The organism is Geodermatophilus sp. SYSU D01119, from assembly GCF_054049975.1.
This window is the reverse complement of sequence record NZ_JBJGYL010000009.1, coordinates 86,096-109,724: the sequence shown is the minus strand read 5'-3', so window position 1 is coordinate 109,724 and position 23,629 is coordinate 86,096. Positions and strand designations below refer to the sequence as shown.

General features: G+C 74.2%; 19 protein-coding genes. 16 read left to right on the top strand and 3 right to left on the bottom strand.

Annotation, left to right across the window (positions count from 1 at the left end; genetic code table 11):
* The first annotated feature begins 1 nt into the window (after position 1).
* The 15 genes from ACI79X_RS09420 (at position 2) to ACI79X_RS09350 (ending at position 18,356) form a co-directional block, all read left to right on the top strand.
* On the top strand, positions 2 to 679 hold the full coding sequence (locus tag ACI79X_RS09420) for a NuoB/complex I 20 kDa subunit family protein (protein WP_457025137.1): 678 nt from the start codon (positions 2 to 4) through the stop codon (positions 677 to 679).
* A complete protein-coding gene (locus ACI79X_RS09415; protein ID WP_457025136.1) occupies positions 676 to 1,413 on the top strand; it encodes an NADH-quinone oxidoreductase subunit C in 738 nt (245 codons plus the stop codon). The genes ACI79X_RS09420 and ACI79X_RS09415 overlap by 4 nt, the downstream gene beginning before the upstream one ends.
* On the top strand, positions 1,410 to 2,744 hold the full coding sequence (locus ACI79X_RS09410; protein WP_457025135.1) for an NADH-quinone oxidoreductase subunit D: 1,335 nt from the start codon (positions 1,410 to 1,412) through the stop codon (positions 2,742 to 2,744). Before ACI79X_RS09415 ends, ACI79X_RS09410 begins: the two co-directional genes overlap by 4 nt.
* On the top strand, positions 2,741 to 3,760 hold the full coding sequence (nuoE, locus tag ACI79X_RS09405) for an NADH-quinone oxidoreductase subunit NuoE (RefSeq protein ID WP_457025134.1): 1,020 nt from the start codon (positions 2,741 to 2,743) through the stop codon (positions 3,758 to 3,760). Before ACI79X_RS09410 ends, nuoE begins: the two co-directional genes overlap by 4 nt.
* Before the next feature lie 3 nt (positions 3,761 to 3,763).
* On the top strand, positions 3,764 to 5,092 hold the full coding sequence (gene nuoF, locus ACI79X_RS09400) for an NADH-quinone oxidoreductase subunit NuoF (RefSeq protein ID WP_457025133.1): 1,329 nt from the start codon (positions 3,764 to 3,766) through the stop codon (positions 5,090 to 5,092).
* Positions 5,093 to 5,171: 79 nt separating this feature from the next.
* Complete coding sequence (locus ACI79X_RS09395) at positions 5,172 to 7,640, top strand: NADH-quinone oxidoreductase subunit G (RefSeq protein ID WP_457025132.1); 2,469 nt, start codon at positions 5,172 to 5,174, stop codon at positions 7,638 to 7,640.
* A complete protein-coding gene (gene nuoH, locus ACI79X_RS09390) occupies positions 7,640 to 9,154 on the top strand; it encodes an NADH-quinone oxidoreductase subunit NuoH (protein ID WP_457025131.1) in 1,515 nt (504 codons plus the stop codon). Before ACI79X_RS09395 ends, nuoH begins: the two co-directional genes overlap by 1 nt.
* Positions 9,147 to 9,785 (top strand): NADH-quinone oxidoreductase subunit NuoI, encoded by a 639-nt coding sequence (gene nuoI / locus ACI79X_RS09385; RefSeq protein ID WP_457025130.1) that lies wholly within the window; start codon positions 9,147 to 9,149, stop codon positions 9,783 to 9,785. Before nuoH ends, nuoI begins: the two co-directional genes overlap by 8 nt.
* On the top strand, positions 9,782 to 10,594 hold the full coding sequence (locus tag ACI79X_RS09380) for an NADH-quinone oxidoreductase subunit J (RefSeq protein WP_457025129.1): 813 nt from the start codon (positions 9,782 to 9,784) through the stop codon (positions 10,592 to 10,594). Before nuoI ends, ACI79X_RS09380 begins: the two co-directional genes overlap by 4 nt.
* Entirely contained in the window at positions 10,591 to 10,890 is a 300-nt protein-coding gene (gene nuoK, locus ACI79X_RS09375; RefSeq protein WP_073421291.1) for an NADH-quinone oxidoreductase subunit NuoK, read from the top strand. Before ACI79X_RS09380 ends, nuoK begins: the two co-directional genes overlap by 4 nt.
* Before the next feature lie 17 nt (positions 10,891 to 10,907).
* Positions 10,908 to 12,812 carry an NADH-quinone oxidoreductase subunit L gene (gene nuoL, locus ACI79X_RS09370; RefSeq protein ID WP_457025128.1) on the top strand — a complete coding sequence of 635 codons (1,905 nt, stop codon included), beginning with the start codon at positions 10,908 to 10,910 and terminating at the stop codon, positions 12,810 to 12,812.
* A gap of 37 nt (positions 12,813 to 12,849) precedes the next feature.
* Positions 12,850 to 14,502 (top strand): NADH-quinone oxidoreductase subunit M, encoded by a 1,653-nt coding sequence (locus ACI79X_RS09365; protein ID WP_457025127.1) that lies wholly within the window; start codon positions 12,850 to 12,852, stop codon positions 14,500 to 14,502.
* Positions 14,502 to 16,049, top strand: a complete 1,548-nt coding sequence (nuoN, locus tag ACI79X_RS09360) for an NADH-quinone oxidoreductase subunit NuoN (RefSeq protein WP_457025126.1) — start codon at positions 14,502 to 14,504, stop codon at positions 16,047 to 16,049. Before ACI79X_RS09365 ends, nuoN begins: the two co-directional genes overlap by 1 nt.
* Positions 16,049 to 17,104 carry a polyprenyl synthetase family protein gene (locus tag ACI79X_RS09355; RefSeq protein WP_457025125.1) on the top strand — a complete coding sequence of 352 codons (1,056 nt, stop codon included), beginning with the start codon at positions 16,049 to 16,051 and terminating at the stop codon, positions 17,102 to 17,104. The genes nuoN and ACI79X_RS09355 overlap by 1 nt, the downstream gene beginning before the upstream one ends.
* A gap of 40 nt (positions 17,105 to 17,144) precedes the next feature.
* Positions 17,145 to 18,356 (top strand): PQQ-dependent sugar dehydrogenase, encoded by a 1,212-nt coding sequence (locus ACI79X_RS09350; protein ID WP_457025124.1) that lies wholly within the window; start codon positions 17,145 to 17,147, stop codon positions 18,354 to 18,356.
* Here ACI79X_RS09350 and ACI79X_RS09345 read toward each other — a convergent pair.
* Entirely contained in the window at positions 18,340 to 18,999 is a 660-nt protein-coding gene (locus tag ACI79X_RS09345) for a pyridoxamine 5'-phosphate oxidase family protein (protein ID WP_457025123.1), read from the bottom strand. The two genes, ACI79X_RS09350 and ACI79X_RS09345, sit on opposite strands and share 17 nt — an antisense overlap.
* 90 nt (positions 19,000 to 19,089) lie before the next feature.
* Here ACI79X_RS09345 and pdxR point away from each other — a divergent pair, with 90 nt between their 5' ends.
* Positions 19,090 to 20,655 carry a MocR-like pyridoxine biosynthesis transcription factor PdxR gene (gene pdxR, locus ACI79X_RS09340; protein ID WP_457025211.1) on the top strand — a complete coding sequence of 522 codons (1,566 nt, stop codon included), beginning with the start codon at positions 19,090 to 19,092 and terminating at the stop codon, positions 20,653 to 20,655.
* Here pdxR and ACI79X_RS09335 read toward each other — a convergent pair.
* Together ACI79X_RS09335 and ACI79X_RS09330 are read right to left on the bottom strand one after the other, a co-directional pair.
* Complete coding sequence (locus tag ACI79X_RS09335; RefSeq protein WP_457025122.1) at positions 20,550 to 21,662, bottom strand: 2-oxoacid:ferredoxin oxidoreductase subunit beta; 1,113 nt, start codon at positions 21,660 to 21,662, stop codon at positions 20,550 to 20,552. The two genes, pdxR and ACI79X_RS09335, sit on opposite strands and share 106 nt — an antisense overlap.
* Positions 21,659 to 23,587 carry a 2-oxoacid:acceptor oxidoreductase subunit alpha gene (locus tag ACI79X_RS09330; RefSeq protein ID WP_457025121.1) on the bottom strand — a complete coding sequence of 643 codons (1,929 nt, stop codon included), beginning with the start codon at positions 23,585 to 23,587 and terminating at the stop codon, positions 21,659 to 21,661. The genes ACI79X_RS09335 and ACI79X_RS09330 overlap by 4 nt, the downstream gene beginning before the upstream one ends.
* Positions 23,588 to 23,629: the final 42 nt, after the last annotated feature.

Sequence of the window (23,629 nt, the reverse complement as noted above, 5' to 3'; positions counted from 1 at the left end):
CATGGGTCTCGAGGAGAAGCTGCCGAGCGGCTTCCTGCTCACGACGGTCGAGAAGCTCGTCAACTGGACGCGCAAGTCGTCGCTGTGGCCGGCCACCTTCGGCCTGGCCTGCTGCGCCATCGAGATGATGGCCACCGGCGCCGGCCGCTACGACCTCGCGCGCTTCGGCATGGAGGTCTTCCGGGCCTCCCCGCGCCAGGCCGACCTGATGATCGTCGCCGGCCGGGTGAGCCAGAAGATGGCGCCGGTCCTGCGGCAGATCTACGACCAGATGCCCGAGCCGCGCTGGGTGCTCGCCATGGGCGTGTGCGCCAGCTCCGGCGGCATGTTCAACAACTACGCGGTGGTGCAGGGCGTGGACCACGTCGTCCCCGTCGACATGTACCTGCCCGGCTGCCCGCCGCGCCCGGAGATGCTGATGGACGCGATCCTCAAGCTCCACCACAAGATCCAGAACGAGCCGCTGGGTGCCAAGCGGGCCCGCCAGCTCGAGCTCGACCGGGCCGAGGGCCGCGCCCGCGACCTGCTGGTCGAGATGCCCTCGAGCATCCGCGCCGACAAGGAGGCCCGCCGGGCCTACGAGGAGGCCGCGGCGGCCGGCCGCACCGGCCAGTTCCTCATCGAGCGCCGCGGTGGCAACGCCGTCCTGCTGCCCGAGCAGTACGGTGGCACCCGGTGACCGGCCCCGGCGACCGCAGCGGCGCCGACGCGAGCCAGGGCGTCGCGGCCCCGTCCGGGGGCTTCCGCAAGGGCGCGTTCGGTGTCTCCGGCAGCGGCGACACCTCCGGCTTCGGCGGCCTGGTACGGGTCGAGCCCGGCGGCGCGGTGGCGCTGCACTCCACCGAGCGGCCCTACGGCGGCTGGTTCGACGAGGTCACCGACGCGCTGGCCGAGGCGGTCGGCGAGGCCACCTACGCCGCCGCCGTCCAGCGGGTGCTGGTCGACCGCGGGGAGATCACCTACTTCGTCGCCCGCGAGCACCTGCTCAGCCTGATCCGGGCGCTGCGCGACGACGACGCGCTGCGCTTCGAGTTGTGCAGCAGCGTCTCCGGCGTCGACTACGAGGGCAGCGGCGGGCCGGTGACCACGCCGGGCCGGCCGCGGCTGCACGTCGTCTACCACCTGACGTCGATGACCTACCGGCGCCGGATCCGGCTCGAGGTGGCCGTCACCGTCGAGGACCCGCACGTCCCGTCGGTGTCGTCGGTCTACCCGACGGCGGACTGGCACGAGCGGGAGACCTACGACATGTTCGGCATCGTCTTCGACGGGCACCCGGCGCTCACCCGGATCCTCATGCCCGACGACTGGGACGGGCACCCGCAGCGCAAGGACTACCCGCTGGGCGGCGTGCCGGTGGAGTACCACGGCGCCACCATCCCGCCGCCGGACACCCGCCGGAGCTACCGGTGACCGCCACCACCCCGGCCGGCGCAGACCCGTACGCCGGGTCGCGCGAGACCACCGAGGGCCGCGTCTACACGGTCACCGGCGGCGACTGGGACCAGGCCTTCGGCAGCGACCTCACCGGCGAGGAGCGCCTCGTCGTCAACATGGGGCCGCAGCACCCCTCCACGCACGGCGTGCTGCGGCTGGTGCTCGACCTCGAGGGCGAGACGGTGACCAAGGCGCGGGTGGTCATCGGCTACCTGCACACCGGCATCGAGAAGAACACCGAGTACCGCACCTGGACGCAGGGCACGACCTTCGTGACGCGGATGGACTACCTGGCCCCGCTGTTCAACGAGGCCGGCTACTGCATGGCCGTCGAGAAGCTGCTCGGCATCGAGGTGCCGCAGCGGGCGCAGACCATCCGCGTCCTGGTGATGGAGATCAACCGGATCGCCTCGCACCTGGTGTGCCTGGCCACCGGCGGCATGGAACTCGGCGCGCTCACCGGCATGACCAACGGCTTCCGTGAGCGGGAGCTGTGCCTCGACCTGCTCGAGGAGATCACCGGCCTGCGGATGAACCACGCCTACATCCGCCCCGGCGGCGTCGCGCAGGACCTGCCCCCCGGCGCCGAGCAGTCGATCCGCGAGTGGCTGCGGATCATGCCCGAGCAGCTGGCCGGCTACCACAAGCTGCTCACCGGGCAGCCGATCTGGCAGCGGCGGCTCAAGGACGTCGGCTACCTCGACGTCAGCGGCTGCCTGGCCCTCGGCGTCACCGGCCCGCCGCTGCGCGCCACCGGCCTGGCCTGGGACCTGCGCAAGGTCGAGCCCTACCTGGGCTACGAGACCTACGACTTCGAGGTGCCGACCGCCGACACCTCCGACGCCTGGGGCCGGTTCCTGGTCCGGATGGCGGAGATGCAGGAGTCGCTGCGCATCGTCGAGCAGGCGCTCGACCGGCTCGAGCCCGGCCCGGTCATGGTCGAGGACAGGAAGATCGCCTGGCCCGCGCAGCTGTCGCTCGGCGCCGACGGCATGGGCAACTCCCTCGACCACGTCCGGCACATCATGGGCACCTCGATGGAGGCCCTGATCCACCACTTCAAGCTGGTCACCGAGGGCTTCCGGGTGCCGGCCGGGCAGGTGTACGTGCCGGTCGAGTCGCCGCGCGGGGAGCTCGGTTACCACGTGGTCAGCGACGGGAGCACCCGCCCGTGGCGCGTCCACGTACGCGATCCCAGCTTCGTGAACCTGCAGGCCACCGCGGCCATGAGCGAGGGCGGCATGATCGCCGACGTCATCGCCGCGATCGCCTCGATCGACCCGGTGATGGGGGGTGTCGACCGGTGACCGCACTGCCCGGATCGGCGGAGGGCGCGGCGACGACGGGGCTGGTCGACAGCCCCGTCGAGCCCGCGCACGCCGACCTGCCGCCGCTGACCGAGCAGACCCGGCTCGAGGCGCGGGAGATCATGACGCGCTACCCGCAGCCGCGCTCGGCGCTGTTGCCGATGCTGCACCTGGTGCAGAGCTACCAGGGCTACGTCAGCCCCGAGGGCATCGCGCTGTGCGCTGAGGAGCTGGGCCTGACCCGCGCCGAGGTGGGCGCGGTCGCGACCTTCTACACGATGTACAAGCGCCACCCGACCGGCCGGCACATCGTGAGCGTCTGCACCAACACGCTGTGCGCCGTCCTCGGCGGGCAGCGGATCATGGACGCCCTCTCCGACGACCTCGGCGTCCACCACGACGAGACCGCCGCCGACGGGTCGGTGACCCTCGAGCACGCCGAGTGCCTGGCCGCCTGCGACTACGCCCCCGTGGTCACCGTCGACTACGAGTTCTACGACCAGCAGGACGTCGACAGCGCCCGGGCGCTGGTGGCGGCGCTGCGCCGCGGCGAGAAGCCGCTCCCCACCCGGGGCGCGCCGCTCACCGACTTCCGCGGCGTCTCCCGCCAGCTCGCCGGGTTCTCCCAGCACGCCGACCCCGCGGCCGCGGCGGCCGCCGTCGACGCGCCGGGGGAGTGGGGCCCCACGCTGGCCGGCGTCCGGCTGGCGGCCGAGCGCGGCGAGGCCGCCCCGCCGATGACCGGCCCCGAGCCGCAGCCGGCCGACGCCGGCGAGCCCGCCCAGACCGTGGCGCCCCCGGGGCGCACCGGCGGGACCCCCGAGGAGGAGGCCGCCGACGCCCGCGTCGCCGCGGCCGACAACCCCGCCGAGCGGGCCGGCGCCGCGCAGACGCACCCCGACCGGGGCACCGAGTACGGCCGGCGCACCCCCGGCGGCCCCCGTCCCACCCCCGACACCCCCGCGGGCACCGAGCCGGGCACCTCCGGCCAGGGGCCCGCGACCCGGGAGGCCTGACCCATGCCCCTCACCCCCGTCCTCACCTCCCGCTGGGGCGCCGACCAGCCCTGGCGGCTGTCCACCTACGAGTCCCTCGACGGCTACTCCGCGCTGCGCACCGCGCTGACCATGGAGCCCGACGAGCTGGTCTCCCTGGTCAAGGACTCCGGCCTGCGCGGCCGCGGCGGCGCCGGCTTCCCCACCGGCATGAAGTGGAGCTTCATCCCGCAGCCCAAGCCGGGGGAGACGCCCACGGGGCCGGCCGCGCTGCCCAAGTACCTCGTGGTCAACGCCGACGAGGGCGAGCCGGGCACCTGCAAGGACCTGCCGCTGATGATGACCGACCCGCACTCCCTGGTGGAGGGCGTGATCATCTCGGCGTACGCGATCCGCTGCCGGTTCGCCGTCATCTACGTCCGCGGCGAGGCCGTGCACGCCCACCGGCGCCTGGTGTCCGCCGTCGAGGAGGCCTACGCCGCCGGGTACCTCGGGAAGGACGTCCTGGGCTCGGGCTGGGACCTGGAGCTCGTCGTGCACGCCGGCGCCGGCGCCTACATCTGCGGTGAGGAGACGGCGCTGCTCGACTCGCTCGAGGGCTACCGCGGCCAGCCGCGGCTCAAGCCGCCGTTCCCCGCCGTCGCCGGCCTGTACGGCGCCCCGACGGTGATCAACAACGTGGAGACGCTGGCCACCGTGCCGTTCGTCGTCCGCGGGGGCGCCGAGTGGTTCAAGGAGTTCGGGCCGGAGAAGTCGCCCGGGCCGAAGATCTACTCGCTGTCGGGCCGGGTCACCCACCCCGGTCAGTACGAGGCCCCGATGGGCACCACGATGCGCGAGCTGCTGGAGATGGCCGGCGGCGTCCGCGCCGGGCACGAGCTGAAGTTCTGGACGCCGGGCGGCTCGTCGACGCCGTACTTCACCGCCGAGCACCTCGACGTCCCGCTCGACTTCGACTCCGTGGCCGCCGCGGGCTCCATGCTCGGCACCACCGCGCTCATGGTGTTCGACGAGACCGACTCGATCGTCGAGGCCACCCTGCGGTTCACCCAGTTCTACGCGCACGAGTCCTGCGGCAAGTGCACCCCGTGCCGCGAGGGGACCTACTGGCTGGTGCAGGTGCTGCAGCGCCTCGTCGACGGGCACGGCACCGCCGCCGACCTCGACCTGCTCACCGACACCTGCGACAACATCCTCGGCCGCTCGTTCTGCGCCCTCGGCGACGGCGCGACCAGCTGCATCACCAGTTCGCTGAAGTACTTCCGCGACGACTACGTCGCCCTGCTGCCGCCCGAGGAGCAGGCCCGCCTGGGCCGCTCCCTGCGCCTCGAGCCCGTCGGAGTCGCCTCGTGACCGAGCTCGCGAGGTCACGCAGGGGCACAGCACCCCGTGGCACTGGTGCGACGAGCGCCAGCGAGGAGGACCAGTGACCGTGACCCCCGTGAGCCCGGAGCCCGCCGCGGCCGTCCCGCCCGGCGTCCCCGGACCGCACACCCCGCCCGACGCCGTCCACTGCACCATCGACGGGTTCGACGTCGCGGTGCCCAAGGGGACGCTGATCATCCGGGCCGCCGAGATGGTGGGCATCCAGGTCCCGCGGTTCTGCGACCACCCGCTGCTCGACCCGGTCGGCGCCTGCCGGCAGTGCCTGGTCGAGGTGGAGGGGCAGCGCAAGCCGGTGGCCTCCTGCACCATGCCGGTCACCGAGGGCATGGCGGTGAAGACGCAGCTCACCAGCGCGGTCGCCGACAAGGCGCAGCAGGGCACGATGGAGCTGCTGCTCATCAACCACCCGCTGGACTGCCCGGTCTGCGACAAGGGCGGCGAGTGCCCGCTGCAGAACCAGGCCATGAGCAACGGCCGCAGCGAGACCCGGTTCGTCGACGTCAAGCGGACCTATCCCAAGCCGTTGCCGATCAGCACCGAGATCCTGCTCGACCGCGAGCGCTGCGTGCTGTGCGCCCGGTGCACCCGCTTCTCCCAGCAGGTGGCCGGCGACCCGTTCATCGAGCTGTTCGAGCGGGGCGCGCTGGAGCAGGTCGCCGTCGCCGAGGACGAGCCGTTCTCCTCCTACTTCTCCGGCAACACCACGCAGATCTGCCCGGTCGGCGCGCTCACCAGCGCGCAGTACCGGTTCCGGTCGCGGCCGTTCGACCTGCGCAGCGAGCCGTCGGTGTGCGAGCACTGCTCGTCGGGCTGCTCGATGCGCACCGACTACCGGCGCGGGAAGGTCATGCGCCGGCTGGCCGGCGAGGACCCGGCGGTCAACGAGGAGTGGACCTGCGACAAGGGCCGCTTCGCCTTCCGCTACGCCACCACCAACGACCGGCTGACCACCCCGCTGGTCCGGCGCGACGGCGTCCTCGAGCCCGCGTCCTGGCCCGAGGCCTGGGCCGCGGCAGCCGAGGGGCTGCGGGCGGCGCGCGCCGCCGGCGGCGTCGGCGTGCTGCCCGGCGGGCGGCTCACGGTCGAGGACGCCTACGCGTACGCGAAGTTCGCCCGGGTGGCGCTCGGCACCCACGACGTCGACGCCCGCGCCCGCGCCCACTCCCCGGAGGAGCAGGCGTTCCTCGCCGCGCACGTCGCCGGCACCGGACCCGGCCGAAGCGCGGTCACCTACGACGACCTCGCGGCCGCCCCGGCGGTCCTGCTGGCCGGGTTCGAGCCGGAGGAGGAGTCGCCCATCGTCTTCCTGCGCCTGCGCAAGGCCGTGCGGAAGGGGTCGCTCGCCGTCTACGACCTCGCGCCGTTCGCCACCCGCGCGGCGCAGAAGCTCCAGGCCACCGTGCTGGTCACCCGACCCGGCGACGAGGCCCGCGCGCTCACCGCGCTGGCCGAGGGCAGCTGGGGCGGCCCGGCGGTCGAGGCGCTGCGGCAGCCCGGCACGGTGGTCCTGGCCGGCGAGCGCCTGGCCGCGGTGCCGGGCGCGTTCACCGCGCTGGCGGCCCTCGCCCGCGCCACCGGCGCCCGGCTGGCCTGGGTGCCGCGGCGGGCCGGCGAGCGCGGCGCGGTGGAGGCCGGCGCGCTGCCGGGCCTGCTGCCCGGCGGCCGTCCGGTCGGCGACCCCGTGGCCGCCGCCGAGGTCGCCGCGCTGTGGGGCCTCGACCCGGCCGACCTGCCGGCCACGCCCGGCCGCGACACCACCGGGATCCTCACCGCGGTCCGCGACGGCCGGCTCGCCGGCCTGCTCGTCGGCGGCGTGGACCCCGCCGACCTGCCCGACCCGGCGCTGGCCGAGGCCGCGCTCGCCGCGGCGGGCTTCGTCGTCAGCCTCGAGCAGCGGCCCTCGGCCGTCACCGAGCACGCCGACGTCGTCCTGCCGGTGGCCGCCGCGCCGGAGAAGGCCGGCAGCTACCTCGACTGGGAGGGCCGCGTGCGGTCCTTCGACGCGACGCTGCACGGCACCGGCCAGCTGCCCGACGGCCGGGTGCTGCACGGCCTGGCCGACCTCATGGACGCCGACCTGCGGCTGCCCACTCCCGAGGCCGCCCGCGCCGAGCTCGCCGCGCTCGGCGACACCGGCACCCGCGCCGACGGCACCGGCCTCGACGTCGCCCCCGCGGTGGCGCCCGAGCCCGCCGGTGGCGAGGCGCTGCTGGCCTCGTGGCGGCAGCTGCTCGACGTCGGCACCCTGCAGCGCGACGAGCCCGAGCTCGCCGGCACCGCCCGGCTGCCGGTGGCCCGCGTCGGCGCCGAGGCCGCCGCCCGGCTCGGCCTGGCCGACGGCGACCCGCTCACCGTCACCGGCGCCACCGGTTCGGTGACCCTGCCGGTGCTGGTCACCGAGATGCCCGACGGCGTGGTCTGGCTGCCCCTGCGCTCCCCCGGCAGCGAGCTGTACCGCGACCTCGGCACCGCCCCCGGCGGGCTGGTCCGCCTCGGCACCGGAGGGGCCGCCTGATGCTGCTCGCCGCACCCGACCAGCCGACGCTCGAGGACTTCGGGTCCGACGTCTGGTGGATCGTGCTCATCAAGATCGTCGGCGTCTTCGTCGTGCTCGTGCTCATGACGCTGTTCGCGATCGTCTTCGAGCGCAAGGTCGTCTCGCGCATGCAGCAGCGGGTCGGCCCCAACCGGGTCGGGCCGCGCGGGTCGCTGCAGAGCCTCGCCGACGGGCTGAAGCTCGCCTTCAAGGAAGACATCATGCCGGCGCTCGCCGACAAGCCGGTGTACTTCCTGGCCCCGGTGATCGCCGCCGTCCCGGCGTTCCTGGCGTTCTCGGTCATCCCGCTCGGGCCGACGGTGAGCATCTTCGGCGAGCGCACCCCGCTGCAGCTCACCGACGCCCCGATCGGCGTGCTCGTGGTGCTCGCCTGCTCGGCGATGGGCGTCTACGGGATCGTGCTCGCCGGCTGGGCGTCGGGCTCGACCTACCCGCTGCTCGGCGGCCTGCGCAGCGCCGCGCAGATGGTCAGCTACGAGATCGCGATGGGGCTGTCGATCGTCGCGGTGTTCCTCTACGCCGGCACGATGTCGACGTCGGAGATCGTCGCGGCGCAGGCCGACGGCACGCAGCTGTCGTTCTTCGGCCTGGAGTTCACCGGCCCCGGCTGGTTCGCGGTCCTGCTGCCGGTCAGCTTCGTCATCTACGCCATCGCCGTCGTCGGCGAGACCAACCGGGCGCCCTTCGACCTCCCCGAGGCCGAGTCCGAGCTCGTCGGCGGGTTCCACACCGAGTACTCGTCGCTGAAGTTCGCGCTGTTCTTCCTCGCCGAGTACATCAACATGGTCACCGTCTCCGCCCTGGCCGCGACGCTGTTCCTCGGCGGCTGGCGGGCCCCGTGGCCGCTGTCGATCTGGGACGGCGCCAACTCCGGCTGGTGGCCGATGCTGTGGTTCTTCCTCAAGGTCTGCCTGGCGCTGTTCGTCTTCATCTGGCTGCGCGGCACACTGCCCCGGCTCCGGTACGACCAGTTCATGCGGTTCGGGTGGAAGGTCCTCGTCCCGACGGCGCTGGTGTGGATCCTCGCCGTCGCCACGATGCGCACCGTCTCCCGCGAGGCCGACCTGTCCACCGGCGAGGTGGCCGTGTTCGTCGGGGTGCCGATCGCGCTGGTCGTGCTGCTCGGCCTGTCGATCGCCAGCCGGATGAGCAACCGCGACACCCGGCTCATGGCCGAGGAGGCCGCGGCCGGCGGGGTGCACGCCGTCGACCCAGAGCCCGAGGTCCTGCCGCCGGCCGGCCCGCGCACCCGCCCGGCGCAGCGCACCGGGCCCGCCCGCGCCGAGGGCGGCTTCCCCGTCCCGCCGATGGACCTCACCGTCCCGCCGTCGCCCCGGCTGCGGCGCGCGGAGCCCGTCGGCGCCCGCCGGTCCGAGGGCGGCGTCGTGGGCACCGGCCGCCGAGCCGGCAGCACCACGGGCAGCACCACGGGCAGCACCGCCACCAGCGCACAGGAGGACAGCGATGACTGAGCGGACCCCCGCGGGGGCGAGCCCCGCCCGGCGCGGCGGCGGGGAGGTCGAGCGGGCCGGTCGTGACGGCGGCGCGGCGCCCGCCCGGCGCAGCCTGCTGCCCGCGCCCGGTCAGGGCTTCGGCGTCACCTTCGCCCAGATGTTCAAGAAGGTGACCACCGAGGAGTACCCCGAGGTCCCGAAGGTGACCAAGCCGCGCTACCACGGGCGGCACGTGCTCAACCGGCACCCCGACGGGCTGGAGAAGTGCGTCGGCTGCGAGCTGTGCGCCTGGGCCTGCCCGGCCGACGCCATCTACGTCGAGGGCGGCGACAACACCGAGGACGCCCGGTACTCGCCGGGTGAGCGGTACGGCGCCGTATACCAGATCAACTACCTGCGCTGCATCTTCTGCGGGCTGTGCATCGAGGCCTGCCCCACCCGCTCGCTCACGATGAGCAACGACTTCGAGCTCGCCGACGACGACCGGCAGAGCCTCATCTACACCAAGGAGCAGCTCATGGCGCCGCTCCTGCCCGGCATGGAGGCCCCGCCGCACCCGATGCGGCTCGGTGACGACGAGAAGGCCTACTACGTGCGCGAGCCCGAGGCGGGGTCGCAGGCCGAGCCGGTCACGGTGGAGCGGGCATGAGCGTGCTGGCGGCCGCGGCCGACACCACCACCCAGCTCGGGACCGGCGAGGCCGTCGTCTTCTGGGTCCTCGGGCCGGTCGCGCTGGCCGGGGCGCTGGGCATGGTGTTCAGCCGCAACGCCGTCCACTCGGCGCTGTGGCTGGTGAACACGATGCTGGCGCTCGGCGTCTTCTACGTCGTCCAGCAGGCGCCGTTCCTCGGCGCGGTGCAGATCATCGTCTACACCGGCGCGATCATGATCCTCTTCCTGTTCGTGCTCATGCTGGTCGGCCGCGACTCCTCCGACTCGGTGGTCGAGACGCTGCGCGGGCAGCGGGTGGCGGCGACCGTGCTCGGCGTCGGCTTCGCCGGCCTGGTCGGCGCGGGCATCGCGCGGGCCACGCAGGACCTCCCGGCCGGCGGACTGGACGACGCCGGCGGCGTCGGCAACATCGACGCGATCGCCGAGCTGCTGTTCACCCGCTACCTGCTCGCCTTCGAGGTGACCAGCGCGCTGCTGATCACCGCGGCGGTCGGCGCGATGGTGCTCGCCCACATCGAGCGGGAGCCCGGCAGCCGGCAGACGCAGAAGGAGCTGTCGCGGGCCCGCTTCCTCGGCGACCGGCCGCAGACCCTCCCCGGCCCCGGCGTCTTCGCGCGGGCCAACTCCGTCGCCGTCGGGGCGCTGCTGCCCGACGGCCGGACCGCCGAGGACAGCCTGGCCACCGGCATCGAGGCGCAGGAGGCCGACCAGATGCCGCGGCCCACCGGCCGGGGCCAGCTCGGCAGCCCCGACGCCGCCCTCGGCAGCCCGGAGATCGAACGATGACCCTCACGCACTACCTGGTGCTGGCGGCGATCCTGTTCACCATCGGCGCGGTCGGCGTCCTCGTGCGCCGCAACGCCATCGTCGTCTTCATGTGCGTCGAGCTGATGCTCAACTCGGTCAACCTGACGCTGGTCACCTTCGCGCGGGCCACCGGCACCGTCGACGGCCAGATCATGGCGTTCTTCGTCATGGTCGTCGCCGCGGCCGAGGTCGTCGTGGGGCTCGCGATCATCATGTCGATCTACCGGACGCGCCGGTCGGCGTCGGTCGACGACGCCAACCTGCTGAAGTACTGACGGGAGCCGGCGCACCCATGGACACCGTCGCGGCCTCGGGGCTGCTGTCGTCCTCCTGGCTGGTCATCGCGCTGCCGCTGCTCGGCGCCGCGGTGCTGCTGCTCGGCGGCCGGCGCACCGACCGCTGGGGCCACCTGCTGGGAACGGCGACCGTCGTCGCCGCGTTCGTCGTCGCGCTGCTGTGCACGGTGCAGCTCGCCGGCCTCGACGAGCGCGTCGTCGACGTCGACCTGTTCACCTTCGTCTCGGCCGGGTCGCTCGACGTGGAGGCCGGCCTGCTGGTCGACCCGCTGTCGGCGACCTTCATGCTGCTGATCACCGGCGTGGGCGCGCTCATCCACGTCTACTCGATCGGCTACATGGCGCACGACCCGCGCCGCCGCCGGTTCTTCGCCTACCTGAACCTGTTCGTCGCGGCGATGCTGCTGCTCGTCCTCGGCGACAACTACGTGGCGCTCTACGTCGGGTGGGAGGGCGTGGGCCTCGCGTCCTACCTGCTCATCGCGTTCTGGCACGACCGCCCGGCCGCGGCCACCGCCGCGAAGAAGGCGTTCGTGATGAACCGCGTGGGCGACGTCGGCCTCGCCATCGCGATCTTCGTGATGTTCGCCCAGCTCGGGACGGTCTCCTACGAGGGCGTGTTCGGCGGGGTGGGCGCCCTGGCCGGCGGCACGCTGACGGCACTGGGCCTGCTCCTGCTGCTCGGCGCGTGCGGCAAGTCCGGCCAGTTCCCGCTGCAGGCGTGGCTGCCCGACGCCATGGAGGGCCCGACGCCGGTGTCGGCGCTCATCCACGCCGCCACGATGGTCACCGCCGGCGTCTACCTCATCGCCCGGTCGGCGCCGATCTACGACCTCACGCCCACCGCCCGGGCCGTCGTCCTCGCCGTCGGGGCGGTCACGCTGCTCTACGGCGCGATCGTGGGCTGCGCGTACGACGACATCAAGAAGGTGCTCGCGTACTCCACGGTCAGCCAGATCGGCTACATGTTCCTGGCCGTCGGGCTCGGCCCGGTCGGCTACGCGGCGGCCATTGCGCACCTGCTCACCCACGGCTTCTTCAAGGCCGGGCTGTTCCTCGGCGCCGGGTCGGTCATGCACGCGATGGGCGACCAGGTGGACATGCGCCGTTTCGGCGGGCTGGCGCGCGAGCTGCCGGTCACCTTCGTGACGTTCGGCCTGGGCTACCTGGCGCTGATCGGCTTCCCGTTCCTGTCCGGCTACTGGACGAAGGACGCGATCATCGAGGCGGCGCTGGACCGCGGCGACTGGGCGGGCTGGCTGCTCGGCGGGGTCGCCGTCCTCGGCGCGGGGCTCACCGCCTTCTACATGACCCGGCTGATGATCATGACCTTCCTCGGCCGGCCGCGGTGGACCGAGGGACAGCACCCGCACGAGTCGCCGTCGGTGATGACCGCGCCGATGGTGCTGCTGGCGATCGGGTCGGTGGCGGCGGGCTTCCTGCTCGTCGTCGTCGCGCCGCTCGGCGACTGGCTCGAGCCGGTGTTCGGCGTCCCGGAGGAGGCCGAGCACGTCGTCGCGCCGGCCGTCGTCGGGGTGGTGGTCACCGCGGTGATGGCGGTGGGCGTGCTCGCCGCGTGGCTGTTCGTCGGCCGCCGCGAGGTGCCCGAGGTCGCGCCGGCCCGCGTCTCGCCGGTCACCCGCGCGGCCCGGCGCTCGCTCTACGCCGACGCGGTGAACGAGGCGGTGTTCATGCGCCCGGGCCAGTGGCTGACCCGCGCGCTGGTGTGGGTGGACAACCGCGGCGTCGACGGCGCGGTGAACGGGCTGGCCGCCACCCTCGGCGGATCGTCGTCGCGGCTCGGCCGGGCGCAGACCGGCTTCGTGCGCTCCTACGCGCTCGGGATGCTCGGCGGCGCGGTGGTCGTGGCCGGGGCGCTGCTGGCGGTGACGGCGGGATGAGCGGGCGCAGGTCCCTGCCCCAGGAGGAGGAGACGGCGTGAGCGACTCCCTGCTGCTCGTGGCGATGGTGGTGGTGCCCGCGGTCGGCGCCGCCGTCGTCGCCGGGCTGCCCAAGCAACGCACCGCGACGGCCCGGCAGCTCGCACTGGGCGTCAGCCTCGTCGTGCTGGTGCTCGCGGTGCTCGCCACGGTCGCCTTCGACCCCGACGGCGACCGGTTCCAGCTCACGAGCTCCGTGCCGTGGATCCCCGGCTTCGGCGTCGACTTCGCCCTCGGCGTCGACGGCATCGCGCTGGTGATGCTGCTGCTCGTCGGCGTCCTCGTGCCGGTGGTCGTGCTCGCCTCCTGGGAGGACACCGCGCCGGCCAACCGGTCGATGCGCACGTTCTTCGCCTGGCTGCTGCTGCTCGAGGCGTGCATGGTCGGCGTCTTCGCCGCCACCGACGTGTTCCTCTTCTACGTCTTCTTCGAGGCGATGCTCGTCCCGATGTACTTCATCGTGGGCAGCTTCGGCGGCCCGCGCCGGCAGTACGCGGCGGTGAAGTTCTTCCTGTACAGCCTGGTCGGCGGTCTGGTGATGCTCGCCGCCGTCATCGGGCTGTACGTGGTGAGCGAGGCGGCGGGGGAGGGCACCTTCGCCTTCGAGTCCCTGCGCCAGCTCGACATCGACCCCGGCGTGCAGCGCCTGCTCTTCCTCGGCTTCTTCGTCGCCTTCGCGATCAAGGCGCCGCTCGTGCCGCTGCACACCTGGCTGCCCGACGCCGGTGCCGAGGCCCCGGTCGGCGGCGCCGTGCTCCTGGTCGGCGTGCTCGACAAGGTCGGCACCTTCGGCTTCCTGCGCTACTGCCTGCCGCTGTTCCCGGAGGCCTCGCGCGAGTTCGCCCCGCTGGTGCTGGTCCTCGCCGTCGCCGGCGTCCTCTACGCGGCGCTGCTCGCGATGGGCCAGACCGACATGAAGCGGCTGGTCAGCTACACCTCGATCGCGCACTTCGGGTTCATCGCGCTCGGCGTCTTCGCCTTCACCACCGAGGCCGGCACCGGCGCGGTGCTGTACATGGTCAACCACGGCATCGCCACGGGCCTGCTGTTCCTCGTGGTCGGCATGCTGATCGCCCGCGGCGGCTCGCGGCTGGTCGGCGACTACGGCGGCGTCGCCTCCCGGGCGCCGAAGCTGGCCGGGGTCTTCCTGGTCGCCGGCCTCGCGTCGCTGGCGCTGCCGGGCACCAACAGCTTCGTCAGCGAGTTCCTCGTGCTGATCGGCTCGTTCCCGACCCGGCCGGTGTTCACCGTGCTGGCCACCGGCGGGATCATCCTGGCCGCGCTCTACGTGCTGCTGCTCTACCAACGGACCATGCACGGCCCGCCGCGCGGGGTGCTGTTCCCGGCCGACGACGCCGCGGCCGGCGCGGCGCCGCACCACGCGACGGACCCGCACGGCGCAGCTGCCCCTGCGACCGGCGCACACGGGGCGACCGCGACCCTGACCGCGCCCGCCCCGGCCCGGTCCGGCGGAGCCCCGCGGATGTACGACCTGACCCGCCGCGAGACCCTCGTCGTCGCCCCGCTGGTGGCGCTGGTGCTGGTCCTCGGCGTCCACCCCCAGCCGCTCGTACGGCTGATCGAGCCCGCCGTCGCGGCGACGATGAGCGACGTCGGCGCCGGTTCCGCATCGTCCGAGGGGACCGACTGATGCCCATCGAGGCACCCGACCTGTCCTTCGCCGCCCTGGCGCCGCTGCTGTTCGTCCTGGGCGCCGCCTGCGTGGGCGTGCTGGTGGAGGCGTTCGGCCCGCGGGACAGCCGCCACCCCGTGCAGGTCGCCGTCGCGCTGGTCGGCATGCTCGGCGGGCTGGTCACCACGCTGCTGCTGGCCGGCACCCAGGAGGTGACCGCCGGCGGGGCGCTCGCCGTCGACGGCGCCGGGCTCTTCCTGCAGGCGACCATCGCCGGGCTCGGCGCGCTGTCGGTCCTGCTGTTCGCCGAGCGCAACCTCGACCCGGCGCGGTCGGCGTTCGTGGTCTCGGCGGCGGTCCCGGCGGGCAGCGTCCGCGACCGCGAGCTGCTGACCGTCCAGCGCGTGCAGACCGAGGTGTACCCGCTGGCCACCTTCGCCGTCGGCGGCATGATGCTGTTCGTCACGGCCAACGACCTGCTGGTCATGTTCGTGGCCCTCGAGGTGCTCAGCCTGCCGCTGTACCTGATCAGCGGCCTGGCCCGCCGGCGGCGGCTGCTGTCGCAGGAGGCGGCGGTCAAGTACTTCCTGCTCGGCGCCTTCGCGTCGGCCTTCTTCCTCTACGGCCTGGCGCTGGTCTACGGCGCCACCGGCAGCGTGCGGCTGTCCGCCGTCCGCGACGCCGTCGGTGCGGGGGAGACCGACACGCTCCTCGTCCTCGGGCTGGCGCTGCTCGTCGTGGGCCTGCTGTTCAAGGCGAGCGTCGCGCCGTTCCACACCTGGACCCCCGACGTCTACCAGGGCGCGCCCACCCCGGTCACCGCCTTCATGGCCGCCTGCACCAAGGTCGCGGCCTTCGGAGCGATCCTGCGGCTGCTCTACGTCGCGTTCGGCACCGAGGAGTGGACGTGGCGGCCGCTGGTCTACGGCGTCGCGATCGTGTCGATGGTCGTGGGCGCGGTGCTCGGCCTCACCCAGACCGACCTCAAGCGGATGCTCGCCTACTCGTCGGTGGCGCACGCCGGGTTCCTGCTCGTCGGTGTCGTGGGCTTCCCGGCCACCGGCGACCCGGCCGGGTCCGGCCTGCCGGCGGTGCTGTTCTACCTGCTGGCCTACGGCACGACCACGCTCGGCGCCTTCGCCGTCCTCACCCTCGTCCGCAGCGGCGACGGCGAGGCCACCCACCTGTCGCAGTGGGCGGGGCTCGCGCAGCGCTCACCCCTCACCGCCGCCGTCATGAGCCTGTTCCTGCTGGCGCTCGCCGGGATCCCGCTGACCAGCGGCTTCACCGGCAAGTTCGCGGTGTTCCGGGCGGCCATCGAGGACGGCGCCTGGCCGCTGGCCCTGGTGGCGCTGCTGGCGAGCGCGATCGCGGCGTTCTTCTACCTGCGGGTCATCGTGCTCATGTACTTCTCCGAGCCCGCGGCCGACGGCCCGACGGTCGGCGTGCCCGGGATGCCGACCACGATCGTGCTCGCGGTGACCGCCGCGGCCACGCTGGTGCTGGGCGTCGTCCCCGGGGCGGTGCTCGGCCTGGCCGATCGGGCGGCTATCTTCGTCGGTTGATGACCGGATCCCGTGCCGCCGTCGACGGGAACGCCCCGGCCGAGGTCTGGCACCGCATCGCGACCCCCGCCTCCACGATGGGCCCCTGGCTGCCGTCGGGGGCCCTCGGCGAGTCCCTGGCCGAGGGCCTGGCCCGCGTGGAGGCCACCCTGGCCACCGCGGTGGCCAGCGAGCACCCCTTCGTCTCCGAGGCCGCCGGGCACCTGATGGCCGCCGGCGGCAAGCGGTTCCGGCCGATGCTGGCGCTGCTGGCCGCGCACCTCGGCGACGCGCAGGCGCCCGAGGTGGTGCAGGCCGCCGTCGTCTGCGAGCTCACCCACCTCGCGACGCTGTACCACGACGACGTCATGGACGAGGCCGACGTGCGCCGCGGGGCGCAGAGCGCCAACAGCCGCTGGACCAACAGCGTGGCCATCCTGACCGGCGACCTGCTGTTCGCCCGCGCGTCGGACATCCTCGCCGACCTCGGTCCCGAGGCGGTGCGCATCCAGGCGCGCACCTTCGAGCGGCTGGTCACCGGGCAGATCCGGGAGACCGTCGGCGCCCGGCCCGGTGAGGACCGGGTGGCGCACTACCTCGAGGTTCTGGCCGACAAGACCGGCTCGCTGGTGGCCACCTCCGCGCGCTTCGGCGCGAGCTTCGCCGGCGTCGAGCCCGGGCTGGTGGAGGCGCTGACCCGCTTCGGCGAGGAGGTCGGCGTCGCCTTCCAGCTCTCCGACGACCTGCTCGACATCGTCACCGACGGCACGTCGGGCAAGTCGCCGGGCACCGACCTGCGCGAGGGCATCGCCACGCTGCCCGCGCTCATCGCGCTGGCCGGCGACGACCCGGCCGACGCGCGGCTGCGCGAGCTGGTCTCCCGCCCGCTGTCCGACGACGGCGAGCACGCCGAGGGGCTGGCGCTGCTGCGCTCCTCCGCGGCGCTCGAGCGGGCCGGCGGGGTGCTGCGGGAGTACGCCGACCGGGCGCAGGCGTCCCTGTCGGGCGTGCCGGCGGGCGAGGTCCGCGACGCGCTCGCGGCCATGTGCGACTACGTGGTCACCCGCACCAGCTGACGGACGGCGTCGTCCGCCGTTCGCGGGGATGCTCGGCGGGGTGAGGTCCTCCCGCGCCGCGCTGCTGGCCGCCGTCCTCGTGCTCACCGGCTGCTCCGCGGGTGGGACCGGCGACCTGCCCGGCGGTCAGGAGGACGAGGGGGCCACCGACGTCCCCGACGCCGGCGCCCCTCCCGCGCCGGCGCTCCCGGCGCTGCGGGTGGAGACGGTCCTCGACGGGCTCGACCACCCCTGGGACGTCGCGCGGGCGCCCGACGGCACGCTGTTGCTCGACGAGCGCGGCGGCGGCCTCACCGCCGTCCTGCCCGACGGCACCGCCCGCGGGCTCGACGCCGACTTCTCCGACCTCTTCGCCGACGGCGAGACCGGCCTCATGGGCCTGGTCCTCAGCCCCGCCTTCGCCGACGACCGGCGGTTCTACACCTGCCAGGGCGTCGAGGAGGACGGCGGCGCGGAGATCCAGGTGGTCGCCTGGACCGTCGACGACGGCTGGACCCGCGCCACCCGCGTCGCCGACCCGCTCGTCGGCGACATCCCGGTCAACGAGTCCTCCGGGCGGCACGGCGGCTGCCGGGTGCGCTTCGACCCCACCGGTGCGCTGCTGGTCGGCACCGGCGACAACGCCGTCGGCGGCAACCCGCAGGACCTCGGCACCCTGGCCGGCAAGGTCCTGCGGGTCGACCCGGCCACCGGCGGACCGGCGCCCGGCAACCCCTTCGCCGGCGACGCCGACCCCGACACCCGGCTCGTGCTCAGCTACGGGCACCGCAACGTGCAGGGCATCGCCGTCCAGCCGGGCACCGGCGCCGTCTTCACCGCCGAGCAGGGCTCCGACCGCGACGACGAGGTCAACCTCTCGGTGCCCGGCGGCAACTACGGCTGGGACCCCGACGGCGCCGGCGGCCGCTACGACGAGAGCGTGCCCATGACCGACCCGGGCATCCCGGGCGCGATCGCCGCCGTCTGGTCCTCCGGCGACCCGACGATCGCCACCAGCGGCGCGGAGTTCCTGAGCGGCCCGGAGTGGGGCGGCTACGACGGCGTGCTGGTCGTCGGCGTGCAGAAGGACACCGGCGTGCTGGCGCTGCGGCTCGACGACGGCCGGCTGGCCGAGCAGTTCCGGGTGCCCGAGCTCGAGGACACCTACGGGCGCGTGCGCACCCCCGTGCTCGGCGGCGACGGCGCGCTGTACCTGACCACCGACAACGGCGAGGGCGACGACCGCCTGCTGAAGGTCACCCCCGCCGGCTGAGGACGCGTTCGGGGACGGGAGTCCCCTCGGGCAGCCGGGGGCAGGGCTCCGGCTCACCGACGACGGTGCGCAGCGGCAGCACGCCCGCCCACACGGGCAGCGCCAGGTCCTCCTCGTCGTCGTTCGGCGGGCCGGTGCGGACCTTGACGCTGGCCTCGGTCAGGTCCAGCGCGAGCACCGCCGTCGCCGCCGCCTCCTTCCGCGACGGCTGCCGGGTGGCCGTCCACGACCCGGGCGCCAGGTGCTCGGTCAGCACCGCGAAGGCGCGCAGCCGCTCCTCGGGGCCGGTCACCGGCCGGGCGGTCCCGTGCACGACGGCGCAGCGGTAGTTCATCGAGTGGTGCATGGCCGAGCGCGCGTACACGATCCCGTCGAGGTGGGTGACGGTGAAGCAGACCGGCGCCCCCGCCGCGGCCGCCCGCAGCGTCGCCGCCCCCGTGGACCCGTGCAGGTACAGCGTGTCGCCGTCGCGCCCGTAGCCGGTCGGCAGCACGACCGGGGCGCCGCCGAGCACGATGCCGAGGTGCCCGACCAGGCCGGCGTCGAGGACGGCGTACAGGTCGGCGCGGTCGGTGCGGGCGCGGTCGGCGAGCCGCCGGAGGGTGCTGCGAGGGGTCGGGGACAGGGGCGTCGAGGTGGTCACGACCCCAGCCTGCGCAAGGGAGTGGCATCCCGGAAGGGCCAGTACGCTGCCGGTCCACCAGGCCAATCCGAGCGGAGGCTCCCCGTGGACATGCCCCCGGTCGTCCTCGACCGCGCCGCCGGCCGCCCGCTGGCCGTCCAGCTCGCCGACGCGCTGCGCGCCGCGGCCGCCGGCGGCGTGCTGCGCCCCGGCGACCGGCTGCCCTCCACCCGCGAGCTCGCCACCGCGCTGCGGGTGAGCCGGACCGTCACCGCCGCCGCCTACGACCAGCTCGTGGCCGAGGGCTGGGCCGCGGGACGCCGCGGTGCCGGCACCTACGTCGTCGGCCTCGCTCCCGCCGGGACCGCCGCCTCCGCGCCGGGGACGCCTCGACCCGCGGCACCCGCGCCGGCCGTCGACCTGCGCGCCGGCTCCCCGTGCCTGGAGGTCCTCGACCCGGCCGCCTGGCGGCGGGCCTGGCGCGCCGCCGGCGACCGCCCGGCCGACCCCGGTCCCGAGCCGGCCGCCGACGCGGCCTTCCAGGCGGCCGTCGCCGAGCACCTGCTGCGCCACCGCGGGCTGCCGGCCGCGCCGGAGGAGGTCCTCGCCACCGGCGGCACGTCGGCCGCGGTCGCGGAGGTGGCCCGCCTGCTGCCACCCGGCGCCCGCGTCGGCGTCGAGGACCCCGGCTACCAGCGCGCGGTGGGCGCGCTGCGCGCCACCGGCGCGGAGGTGGTGCCCCTCCCGGTCGACGGCGACGGGCTCGTGGTCGACGCCGTCCCGCCCGGGCTCGCCGCCGTCTACTGCACCCCGGCGCACCAGTGGCCGTTGGGACGGCGCCTGTCGGCCGCCCGCCGGGTCGCGCTCGTGGCGCGGGCGCGGGCGGAGGGCTGGTGGGTGCTCGAGGACGACTACGACGGCGAACTGCGCTACGACGTCGCCCCGCTGCCCCTGCTGGCCGCCCTCGCGCCCGACGTGGTGGTCCACCTCGGCACCAGCAGCAAGGTCCTCAGCCCGACCCTCGGCGTCGGCTGGCTCGTGGCCCCGCCGGAGGTGCGCGCCGCCGTCGCGGCCGCCCGGACCGCCACCGGCACCCGCCCCGCACGCGCGGGCCAGCGGGTGCTCGCCGCGTTCGCCGCCTCCGGGGACCTCGCCCGGCACCTGCGCCGGCTGCGGCGCGAGCTCGCGCACCGGCGCGTCCTCGTGGTGGACGGGCTCGCCGGTGCGGGGGTGGCCGTGACCGGCGACCCGGCCGGCGCGCACGTGCTCGTCCCGCTGCCCGGCCGCGCGGCCGAGGAGGCGGTGGTCGCGGCGGCCGCGGCCCGCGGGCTCGCCGTCGACGGGCTGGCCCGGCACCTCACCGGGCCCGGGCCGCACGACCCGCCCGCCGGCCTGGTCCTGGGCTTCGCCGCGCCCGCGCGGGCGGAGCTCCGGCGGGCGCTGCCGGTCCTGGCCGAGGTCCTCCGGGAACGCGACCGGCCCGCCTCCCGGGAGGGGGACGGGCCGGTCGCGGCCTCCCTGCAGGGGCCCGCCGCGAGCGTGCGAGCGGTGGGGGGCAGGGAGGTCCTCGGTCAGGCCGGGACGGTCCAGGTGTCGCTGCCCGCGAGCAGCGCGTCCAGGTCGCCGGCACCCCCGGTGCGGGCGTCGGCGAGCTGGTCGGCCATCATCCGGTCGTAGGTGGGCTTGCGCACCGACCGGAAGACGCCCATCGGCGTGTACCGCAGGTCCTGGCTGGACAGCCGCGACAGCGCGAACGCGTAGGACGGGTCCTCGCGGGTCGCGTCGTGCACGACGATCTCGCTCGCGTCGACCTGGTTGGTCTCGGCGATCCGCAGGCCCCCGGACTCGTCGCGGACCACGCACGAGGCGCCGTCCGGGCCGAACACCAACGGCTGCCCGTGCACCAGCGGGATGGTCCACATCGGGCCGGTCGACGGGTCCTTGAGCAGGTCGAACGCGCCGTCGTTGAAGATGTTGCAGTTCTGGTAGATCTCCACCAGCGCGGTGCCCTCGTGCTCGGCCGCCCGCCGCAGCACCTCGGTGAGGCCCTTGCGGTCGGAGTCCATCGCGCGGCCCACGAAGGTGGCGTCGGCGCCGATGGCCAGCGAGACCGGGTTGAACGGGTGGTCCAGCGAGCCCATCGGGGTGGACTTGGTGACCTTGCCGACCTCGCTGGTGGGCGAGTACTGGCCCTTGGTGAGCCCGTAGATCCGGTTGTTGAACAGCAGGATCGTCATGTTGACGTTGCGGCGCAGCGCGTGGATCAGGTGGTTGCCGCCGATCGACAGCGCGTCGCCGTCGCCGGTCACGACCCACACCGACAGGTCCGGCCGGGAGGCGGCCAGGCCGGTGGCGATGGCCGGGGCGCGGCCGTGGATCGAGTGCATCCCGTAGGTGTTCATGTAGTACGGGAAGCGCGAGGAGCAGCCGATGCCCGACACGATGACCATGTCCTCGCGGGCGATCCCGAGCGAGGGCAGGAAGCTCTGGACCGCGTTGAGGATGACGTAGTCACCGCACCCCGGGCACCAGCGCACCTCCTGGTCGGTCTTCATGTCCTTGGCCTTGAGGGCGGTCTGCTTCTCGCCCTGCGTGGCCACGGAATCGGCGATCGCCTGCTGGATGCGCGCGTCGATCGGCGTGCCCGGCATGCCGAGCTCGTGCACGTGCGGGGAGGTGGTCACTTCTGGCCTCCGGGGGTGGAGTCGATGACGTCCTGGACCACCGCGGCGAGCTCGGCGGCCCGGAAGGGCAGCCCGCGCACCTGGGTGTGGCTCTGGACGTCGACGAGGTACTTGGCGCGCAGCAGCAGGGAGAGCTGCCCGAGGTTCATCTCGGGGCACACGACCCGGTCGTAGCGGCGCAGGACCTCGCCGAGGTCGGCCGGGAACGGGCTGATGTGGCGCAGGTGGATCTGGGCGACCTTGCGGCCCGAGCGGCGGATCCGCCGGCAGGCGGCCCCGATCGGCCCGTAGGTGGAGCCCCAGCCGACCACGGCCACCCGGGCGTCGCCGTCCGGGTCGTCGACGTCGGTCGGCGGGATGTCGGCGGCGATGCCGTCGACCTTGGCCTGCCGCAGCCGGGTCATGAGGTCGTGGTTGGCCGGGTCGTAGGAGATGTTGCCGCTCTTGTCGGCCTTCTCCAGCCCGCCGATGCGGTGCTGCATGCCGGCGGTGCCCGGGATGGCCCACGGCCGGGCCAGCGTCTCGGGGTCGCGCAGGTAGGGGAGGAACTCCGGCGTCCCGTCGGCGGTGGCGCCGTTGGGCTCGGTGGCGAAGTCCACCCGCAGGTCGGGCAGCTCGTCGGCGGCGGGGATCGGCCACGGCTCGGCGCCGTTGGCCAGGTAGCCGTCGGACAGCAGCATGACCGGCGTCCGGTACTTCAGCGCGATCCGGGACGCCTCCAGCGCCGCGTCGAAGCAGTCGCCGGGGGAGCGGGGCGCGATGACCGGCAGCGGGGCCTCACCGTTGCGGCCGAACATCGCCTGCAGCAGGTCCGACTGCTCGGTCTTGGTCGGCAGGCCGGTGGACGGGCCGCCGCGCTGCACGTCGACGATCACCAGCGGCAGCTCGGTCATCACGGCCAGGCCGATCGTCTCGGACTTCAGCGAGACACCGGGGCCCGACGTCGTCGTGATGCCCAGCGCGCCGCCGAACGAGGCGCCCAGCGCCGCGCCGATGCCGGCGATCTCGTCCTCGGCCTGGAAGGTGCGCACGCCGAAGGACTTGTGCCGGGACAGCTCGTGGAGGATGTCCGACGCCGGGGTGATCGGGTAGGCGCCGAGGAAGACCGGCAGGCCCGACCGCTGCCCGGCGGCCACCAGCCCGAGGGCCAGCGCCTGGTTGCCGGAGATGTTGCGGTAGCGGCCCGGCGCCATCGGGGCCGGCTTGATCTCGTAGGAGACCGCGAAGGCCTCCGTCGTCTCGCCGTAGTTGTAGCCGGCGCGGAAGGCCGCGATGTTGGCCGCGGCGATCTCCGGCTTCCGGCGGAACTGCCGCTCGAGGAAGCGCACGGTGCCCTCGGTGGGCCGGTGGTACATCCAGCTCAGCAGGCCGAGGGTGAACATGTTCTTGCTCCGCTCGGCCTCCTTCTTGCCGAGACCGGAGTCCTTGAGCGCCTCGAGGGTCATGCTCGTCAGCGGGACCGCGACGACCTGCCAGCCGTCGAGCGAGCCGTCCTCGAGGGGGTTCGTGGCGTAGCCGACCTTGGCCAGGTTGCGCGGGGTGAACTCGTCGCTGTCGGCGATCACCAGGCCGCCGCCGGGGAGGTCGGCGAGGTTGGCGCGCAGCGCGGCCGGGTTCATCGCGACAAGGACGTCGGGGGCGTCACCCGGCGTCATGATGTCGTGGTCGGCGAAGTGCAGCTGGAAGGAGCTGACACCCGGCAGGGTCCCCGTGGGGGCGCGGATCTCGGCGGGGAAGTTGGGCAGCGTCGACAGGTCGTTGCCGAAGGACGCGGTCTCGCTGGTGAAGCGGTTACCGGTCAGCTGCATGCCGTCGCCCGAGTCGCCGGCCAGCCGGATCACGACGCGGTCGAGCTCGACGACGCTCTTCACGAGCCCACCGGGGGCCGAGCTGCCGGGCGTGGTGGACGGTTCCAGAGCAGTCATCAGGCGTGTTACCTCCAGCAGGCGAGGTTACGTGGCGGTGAC